Source organism: Yersinia sp. 1252 StPb PI, from assembly GCF_048593885.1.
GTDB lineage: Bacteria > Pseudomonadota > Gammaproteobacteria > Enterobacterales > Enterobacteriaceae > Yersinia > Yersinia enterocolitica_E.
In genome coordinates this window covers 1-6,900 of record NZ_JAZGQE010000218.1, presented here as the reverse complement: position 1 = coordinate 6,900, position 6,900 = coordinate 1, and the positions used below count along the sequence as shown (strand labels likewise).

The following is a 6,900-nucleotide window of genomic DNA, read 5'->3' as shown; positions in this document are numbered from 1 at the left end:
ATATGCCTCTCAGTGAGATGAAAGAAAGACCGGATACTTCAGTTTAGGCTGGCACTGTTTTCAGGGTGAAGATCAACATACTGATGATGTCACCTGAAGAGATCGCTATGCGTAAGATCCGATTCACCGAGCACCAGATCATTGCCGTACTAAAATCAGTCGAAGCGGGCAGGACCGTCAAAGATGTGTGCCCCGAGGCCGCTATTTCCGAAGCCAGCTATTACAACTGGAAGGCGAAATATGGCGGCAGCTTACATTATGGCGCTCACTACCAGTTTGTTGGTTGGGTAGTACTGCCGCTCCTGAGAAAAAGACCACGCAACCTATTTGTGCACAGAAGAGGGCTGGCTAATCTTTTATTGTGAGGTTGAAACCTGGCCAATCAGGTAAAACTAGCTCACCCAACGCTACAACACCGTCATGATCTAACATGCAAACCCGACCAGGATTCAAGCGCACCAATTCCCTGATATACGCCTGCTCGACACCCGTAGTCATAAATGCCAACAAACTTTTATCACGGGCATACCGCTGGTGATGCTCCCTCTCTCTTTCAAATTTTTCATCGTTCAAATCCAAGATAAGCCCGACATCATTCACGTACCGGTGGTAGTTTCGCGGTGATGAGCAATTCAGCCGATGTTCTTGTTGGATGTGCTCTAGCAAATCTTCAAGTGCTTCCTTAAATGGGCTCACGAACCGCCGCCACCAACGCAACATTTTCCTCGTCTTTTTTTCATCACCACCAAGCCATCCACAAATTGCCATGCCAAGGCCATCGTTAGTACCGACGGTTACCCGCCCCACGCGATAGATAGTGGTGTGAACCATTTGTTTGCACTGCTTACGTAGTAATCCTGTGCGTTCCATTATGTCTGCGTAGATGGTCGAGTAGATTCGATAATCAATGTTATGCCGAGCGAACAAGCGGTTTAGGCAAGCCAGACTGCACCCCTCAATATCATAATTCTTCCACCCGCTTCTGAATTTGGCTTTGAGAACATTAGGCAGATTCTGGAATGCCCGATCGTAGTACCGCCCTCCAAACGTCAACCGGTAGTTATGATCGTAAGTGGCATACTTTCCCTTGATTTTCGCGTTGTAGAGATGGTTAAGACTGCGTATCCCCGCCCTGTAATGTTGTTCGGGCAATGGCTGCCGCAAGGCCTTCACGAAGCTTACGTGCATCCGACCGCGAGCGACCATGCCCAAAAATTGCTTCTCACTCTGCCTTAGCTCGCCCTGCCGCTTTTCCAGTCCAATATCGTGCTTAGGTGCTTTACCGTTACTTTTGAGAAGCTCTCTCAAGGTGATCGTCTCACCTGTCTCCGCATCAACCAGCTCAAGCGAACCCAAAGATGAGGCTGGCCTTTCAGGGGAAAAACGCCAAGTGTTAGAGCTACGCTTATCCGCATTTTTATGTGCCCGCCCTCTGAGAAACGACACATCAGGAAGTTTAGGCAGGAAATCTAACAGGTTTGATTCGGTAACATTGCCCTGGTAATCGATTTCGCAATTCTTCAGGAGGCTTGCGTAGTATTCCCTGATATCTCTCACAGTGCATACAACCCAACTATCATCGTCGGCTTCCCCCAACCAAATATCGACTAGAAACCGTCGTAACACGCTCCGCTGATTAATTGACCACTGACTGTACCCGACTACAGTTTTCGTTATTTCAGTAATCCGGTCATAGACCCACTTCGGGATCTTCATAGCATATTCCTTTTCTATGGCTGCCATAACAATGTGGAATGAACCACCCAGGCAGGAATTTTCACACCAGGCGAGGCAAGGTGTGCCATGCTAAACCACAAGATAGAACGAAGATCACGTGACGTAGTTCTGTGCCTCATAGGCAGCATCACACCTGATTCAACGTTGGGCAACGGGTAGGTCAAAACCCCAGTTGCGTGGATGGGCTGCGCCCATAATTTGCTCCGCTCCGGTCGCAAATTTTTCCCCTATCAGGCTTACGCCTTCACTCACTCGCTACGCTCATTCGCCAATTGTTTTTCGGCACGGTGATAATCCCAATGTGCTTCAATGGCAATGGTGCTCGCTGCTCGCTCCCCCCATTGTGTGTAGAAATTTCTTTCACAAACACGTGTGAAATAGCCGGGAACGCTCTAACTCGCCTACCGTTGGCAAGGATCATGCACGTAGATGTGTTCTGAAGAGCCTAGACATAACATAAAGTTACGTGTTTTTTGGAACAGTTAACTTTTAAAACTGCATCAGTTCCCTCAGAATTTGGCATTACCGTTGCACTTGCTAAATAGCAAAAGTGCACTAAAGAAATTAGTGCACATCCGGCATCAGCTAGAGCAAAAACCGATGAATGTATTTACTGCCAACCTCCACGTTACGAAGTCGAAACAAACGCGAGGTTGGCATTCGGATCGCCCAAAATCTAAAGGCTTACCTATTAGTAGTTCAGGTAATAATTCATGACGGGCTGAATGTATTCAAACATCCATGTCTCCCGATCAAAAATATCCAGAGCAAGTAACGCTTTGGGTAAGGAACCTTGATTCAACGGACATGGCACCCCTTTGATTAGTTGCAAGTTAGAGTCAACAAAACAGGGGACTTCACTCCAATTGGGATAAAACACTGAGTTGCTCGCCGCCGTCTGATCTTCTGACACCGCTGTGCGCATAGGCGTACTAATAAGCATCTCATTGATGTGGTGATGACCCTTGCGCTGCATATACATCTGCAATATACCTAGTATTTTTTTATCATCAGGCACCAGCAGACGAAGCTGCGGAGCCCAATGGTTTGCCGATGGACGCTGCGCGAAGGTACGATATTCCATAGTCCACGACCCTACGATCTCACCGACCACCCCCTTTAGTTTGAGATGGCGAGCGAGCTTCTGCCCATGTTCAACCAATAGTTTTGCCAAAAGATATGGGCGATCACGCAACAACGTATTCGAAAGACTCTCACTGTTAAAATCTAACGTAACAACGATATGATGCTCGGAGTAGCAGTGCTTGGAAAAGTGGTGTGCCATAAAGAATAGCTGAGCAGCTGCCGCGCACTGGGCACATGCCATACTCCCGCATGGGTGATCACGGCATTGATCCAGTTTTGAAGCCAGCCCCCCATAGCTGTTATACAGATCTGCCGCTTCAAAACTTTCTGACTTAATCAGCTTCGATAAGATGAGAGTTGATACATTGTTCAATGCACTAACCCGCCGTGCGTTTTCCTTTGAAACTGATGACATATCGGGCATAGATACTCCAATTTTTTGATTCATTATCTCCAACCATGATGGTGCCGGTTGTTCAGTCATAGAGAACTTGCGTTTCATATTTTTCATCTTATTCCCCTGCCGGTTTACGGCTGTTAACCCATTTTGTAATGTCACTTTCTAACCAGCCCACAGCCCTTCCGCCCGTTAGCTTTTTTGCAGCCGGAAAATCACCTTTAGCTATGAGCCTGTAAGCCGTCGCGTTTGAGATGCCGGTTAGATGAAGGACTTCTTTTTTGCGTAGAATTCGTTCTTGATTCATGCTTTTGCCCCTTAGAGCTGTTTAAGGAGCCCCTTATTTACAACCCTAAAAAACCCATTAATTTCATAGAGATAAATCAAGACATTTACCGAGAGGAAAAACAAAATTATGACGGTCATAAAATTCATGCTTATTATGACCGTCATAATAAAAATCGTCAGAGAGACTCAACAATGGCTGCTACGTCAAATCAGATGAACAAGAAAAAAAAGAAACTCAGTAGAGAAAAACTAAGAGAGGAATTGGGTCCTGCTATAGAAATCAACATGAGTGGCGTAACTAAAACTCGGCTGAAAGCCATCTGTAAGATTTTCGGTCATGATACGATTGACTCAATGAAACGGGGAACAGGACGCGTATACAGCAAGGTACTGGATGAGCTGATTAACATATACTTTTTTGATGCATTGCTTGAGCCGAAGAAGCCCGAAGCCAAAAGGCTATATGATCTTTACAATGAGTTTTATGAGCTTAAGTTTCGTGAAGAGAAAATGGCTGAGGAAATCGTGGCCCACATGACCAAACATAAACGCGGTAGACCTGGCAATCCAAGTGATACAGTATGGCAGGAAGGGGACATTGAAAGATTAATATCCTCCAGGAAAGTCGTTAACAAAATAACAAGAATCGACGGCGCTACCAACAGCGTAACCGCTGCGAAGCCATAACCTTTGCCTCGACGCCACGATGGTCGTATCTCACCGTCGTGGATATGTCACTGTGACCGGCTAACTGGCGTACCGTGTTGATGTCAGCACCCTGCTCTAATAGTTGAGTAATGAACGTCCTGCGCAGGTCGTGGGGCGTGAACTCAGCTACGCTGGCGGTGATACGCAATTGCTCAAGGATTGCCGTCACCCCAGCGGTTGTCAGTGCTGCAGACGCTGGTAAACCGGAACGATAGATCTTGGTAAACAGCGCATCCCCTTCCCCACTCATTGCCAACCACGCGGTCAAAGCTTTATCTACAGCCGGTGCCACGTGAATTTCGCGATACTTACGCCCTTTTCCCTGCCTGACCACTAAAACACCGTCCACATAATCATCCTGTTGAAGTTTGACCAACTCCCCAACTCGCAAGCCAGCCCCACACAAGGTAAGCAATATGGCTGCATCCCTGCAACGGCGAGCGGGCTCGTGATGACTTTTGGCGGCTTTCAGCAACTGGCGGATTTCCTGCCGAGTTAGCGCCCTTCCATTTCGAGTTGGGTCGCCTTTCACGCGCTTGACTGCGTTGATGCGTAACAGCACGTCCACATTCATCTGGTCAAAATTAAAAGCGGTTTTGGCAATCGCCCGTAGTGCGGATAACGCCATATTCACGGTAGAAACGGCATATCCTTCATCCAGCATGGTCATGCGTATTTTTGCTACTTTCCCAAAGTCTAACAGGTCCCACGGATACGTCTGTGCTGTAGAACGTTTGTTGAGTATGCGGGCGCAGTGATTCAGCAAGCTGGTGATACCGCCGCGCCCCGACACAGCAAGACTATTGATGTAGGCGTCAAACACCGTGGTTGTTTGTGGTGATACCGCCAGCTTAAGTTTCGACATTGTTCAACCCGCTTTAATGCACATTAAACCAAGTAACCTGAGCGTCAAACCAGTCCACGCTCAGCCAGAGAGACCACCTTTGTACCGGCAACAATGAGGTGGTCAAGAACTTGAATATCCAACAGCTCTAACACCGATTTCAGCTTGTTGGTGATGTCTTTGTCTGCTTGGCTTGGTTCAGGTTCGCCGCTGGGATGGTTGTGGACCAGAATTATTGCACCAGCGTTGTACCGCAGACTGAGTTTCACAATTTCGCGGGGGTAGATGCTGACCGCGTTAAGCGTGCCCCGGAACAGCTCCTCATAGGCTAAGACGCGATGTTGGTTATCCAGCAGTAAGACCGAGAAAATTTCATGCTCAAGCGGTGCCAGCTTAAACTTCAGGTACTCACGTACCGCCTCGGTCGAAAACATCTTATCGCCACGTATGTAGCGGTTTTCGATGATGGACTGTGCCTGTTGCAGTATCAGGTCTTCGTGGCAAGAAAGTGTCAGGTTCAGCATGTCAAAACTCCCTTTCAACAAAGTAAATGGCACCGGGATAAAGTTGGTAACTGCTGGCACCTTCCCGTAAGGAATAGGCCGTTCTAAGCGATCTCTTTCGACCGTTGCTATCAAAGAAGTAGAGGTACTGGTGGTCAATGCGGGTGACCACCGACCAGTGATATTGGTCGCTAATCAGGATAACGCGGGAGAAATCGGAGTGATTAAGGTATTGGGCCATGCCATCGAGGATTTGCTTTGACGTCAGGCGGCTGGTTTCTTTGAAGGGCTGGGTGATTTTGGTGGGGAAATGTTTGTAGTAGTAGCCGTTCTGTAATATCCGGTCTACGAGGTAATCCATACGGTCTTCATCGATGCCGTAGTTCAGCCAATCGTTGAGCACCCATTCAGCACCGTATTCACTTAATAAAGCACGCATCAACGGTCTTCTCTTTACCCTGCCGTCAAACAGATAACTCATCACGTTGACCAGGCCGTAAGCCCCACAAAGACAGTCCAGATCGCCCTGTTTGGACGCACTGATCCCTCTATCCTTAGTCACAATAGATTTCTCCCGCATGAAAATGATTATTTAATTAGATGGTTGACCAGCCTGATTAACTTAGCTTTCCCAAAGAATTTGCGGGGTATACACGCCCATCTGCCAATAGTTGATAAAGTTGGATTGCCACAGCGCGAATAGTTCGCAGCCGTCTCGATGGGTCAAATCACCAACGCCTGCATAGAAGGCGTAATGTTGTGACCAACTGAAATCTATTTCCTTTTCCAGCTCAGGGTACACATGTCCCATATAAGCGAGATCTGTGATGTAATCAAAATAGAACTGGTCATTATCATAGGTAAGCCTGATTTCTACCGGATGATAGCCGCCGTTATCAGGGCTGTAGTGAATATCCCGAAAGACAAACGATACCGCCAATAACTTTGACTTCATGGGTGGTGGTGTACCCATTTCTTTGAACAATAAATCAATCAGTGCTTGTTTAACCGGAAGAGAATATCCTTCCTGATGAATTTTATTCACTTTAACCTCATAGCTTTATTTAATAGAAGATTCATCTTTTTTATTCAAAGGGCTATCACTTGAATCAAGTCTGCGCAGATCATACTTAGAAGCCCACTCGTTGACTGCCTGATAAGGGCGGATACAATCATCCCAGTAATGCCTTGCATAATCTATTTCAGAAAATGCAGTATCATTGATGTCTATTCCATAATATCTAATAAACAGTTTATTCAAGACCCGTTGCCATTGTAATAGTGAATGCATAGTGCCCCTTTATTTAATATTAAGTTTGGCGGTCGTTAAATACAGT

General features: G+C 46.8%; 9 protein-coding genes and 1 pseudogene. 2 read left to right on the top strand and 8 right to left on the bottom strand.

Features of this window, described 5'->3' with window-relative positions:
* Positions 1–107: 107 nt before the first annotated feature.
* Positions 108–248: pseudogene (locus V2A85_RS20955) on the top strand (transposase); the annotation flags it as partial.
* A 100-nt stretch (positions 249–348) separates the two neighbouring features.
* On the opposite strand, the gene V2A85_RS20950 reads toward V2A85_RS20955, so the two are convergent.
* The 3 genes from V2A85_RS20950 to V2A85_RS20940 form a co-directional block, all read right to left on the bottom strand.
* Complete coding sequence (locus V2A85_RS20950) at positions 349–1,716, bottom strand: hypothetical protein (protein ID WP_057532327.1); 1,368 nt, start codon at positions 1,714–1,716, stop codon at positions 349–351.
* 712 nt (positions 1,717–2,428) lie between these two features.
* On the bottom strand, positions 2,429–3,334 hold the full coding sequence (locus V2A85_RS20945) for a hypothetical protein (RefSeq protein ID WP_420072260.1): 906 nt from the start codon (positions 3,332–3,334) through the stop codon (positions 2,429–2,431).
* 1 nt (position 3,335) lies between these two features.
* Complete coding sequence (locus V2A85_RS20940) at positions 3,336–3,527, bottom strand: helix-turn-helix transcriptional regulator (protein WP_057532325.1); 192 nt, start codon at positions 3,525–3,527, stop codon at positions 3,336–3,338.
* Positions 3,528–3,700: 173 nt separating this feature from the next.
* Here V2A85_RS20940 and V2A85_RS20935 point away from each other — a divergent pair, with 173 nt between their 5' ends.
* Entirely contained in the window at positions 3,701–4,195 is a 495-nt protein-coding gene (locus V2A85_RS20935) for a hypothetical protein (protein WP_420072259.1), read from the top strand.
* Here V2A85_RS20935 and V2A85_RS20930 read toward each other — a convergent pair.
* From V2A85_RS20930 to V2A85_RS20910, 5 genes are read right to left on the bottom strand one after another with little or no spacing between them, the layout of a single operon-like run.
* Complete coding sequence (locus V2A85_RS20930; RefSeq protein ID WP_057532323.1) at positions 4,164–5,081, bottom strand: tyrosine-type recombinase/integrase; 918 nt, start codon at positions 5,079–5,081, stop codon at positions 4,164–4,166. The genes V2A85_RS20935 and V2A85_RS20930 overlap by 32 nt on opposite strands.
* Positions 5,082–5,125: 44 nt before the next feature.
* On the bottom strand, positions 5,126–5,584 hold the full coding sequence (radC, locus tag V2A85_RS20925) for a RadC family protein (protein ID WP_057532322.1): 459 nt from the start codon (positions 5,582–5,584) through the stop codon (positions 5,126–5,128).
* A 1-nt stretch (position 5,585) separates the two neighbouring features.
* Positions 5,586–6,125 (bottom strand): hypothetical protein, encoded by a 540-nt coding sequence (locus tag V2A85_RS20920; RefSeq protein ID WP_057532333.1) that lies wholly within the window; start codon positions 6,123–6,125, stop codon positions 5,586–5,588.
* Between the two features lie 60 nt (positions 6,126–6,185).
* Positions 6,186–6,608 (bottom strand): DUF2787 family protein, encoded by a 423-nt coding sequence (locus V2A85_RS20915; RefSeq protein WP_057532321.1) that lies wholly within the window; start codon positions 6,606–6,608, stop codon positions 6,186–6,188.
* 15 nt (positions 6,609–6,623) lie between these two features.
* A complete protein-coding gene (locus V2A85_RS20910; protein WP_057532320.1) occupies positions 6,624–6,854 on the bottom strand; it encodes a TA system toxin CbtA family protein in 231 nt (76 codons plus the stop codon).
* Between the last annotated feature and the right edge of the window lie 46 nt (positions 6,855–6,900).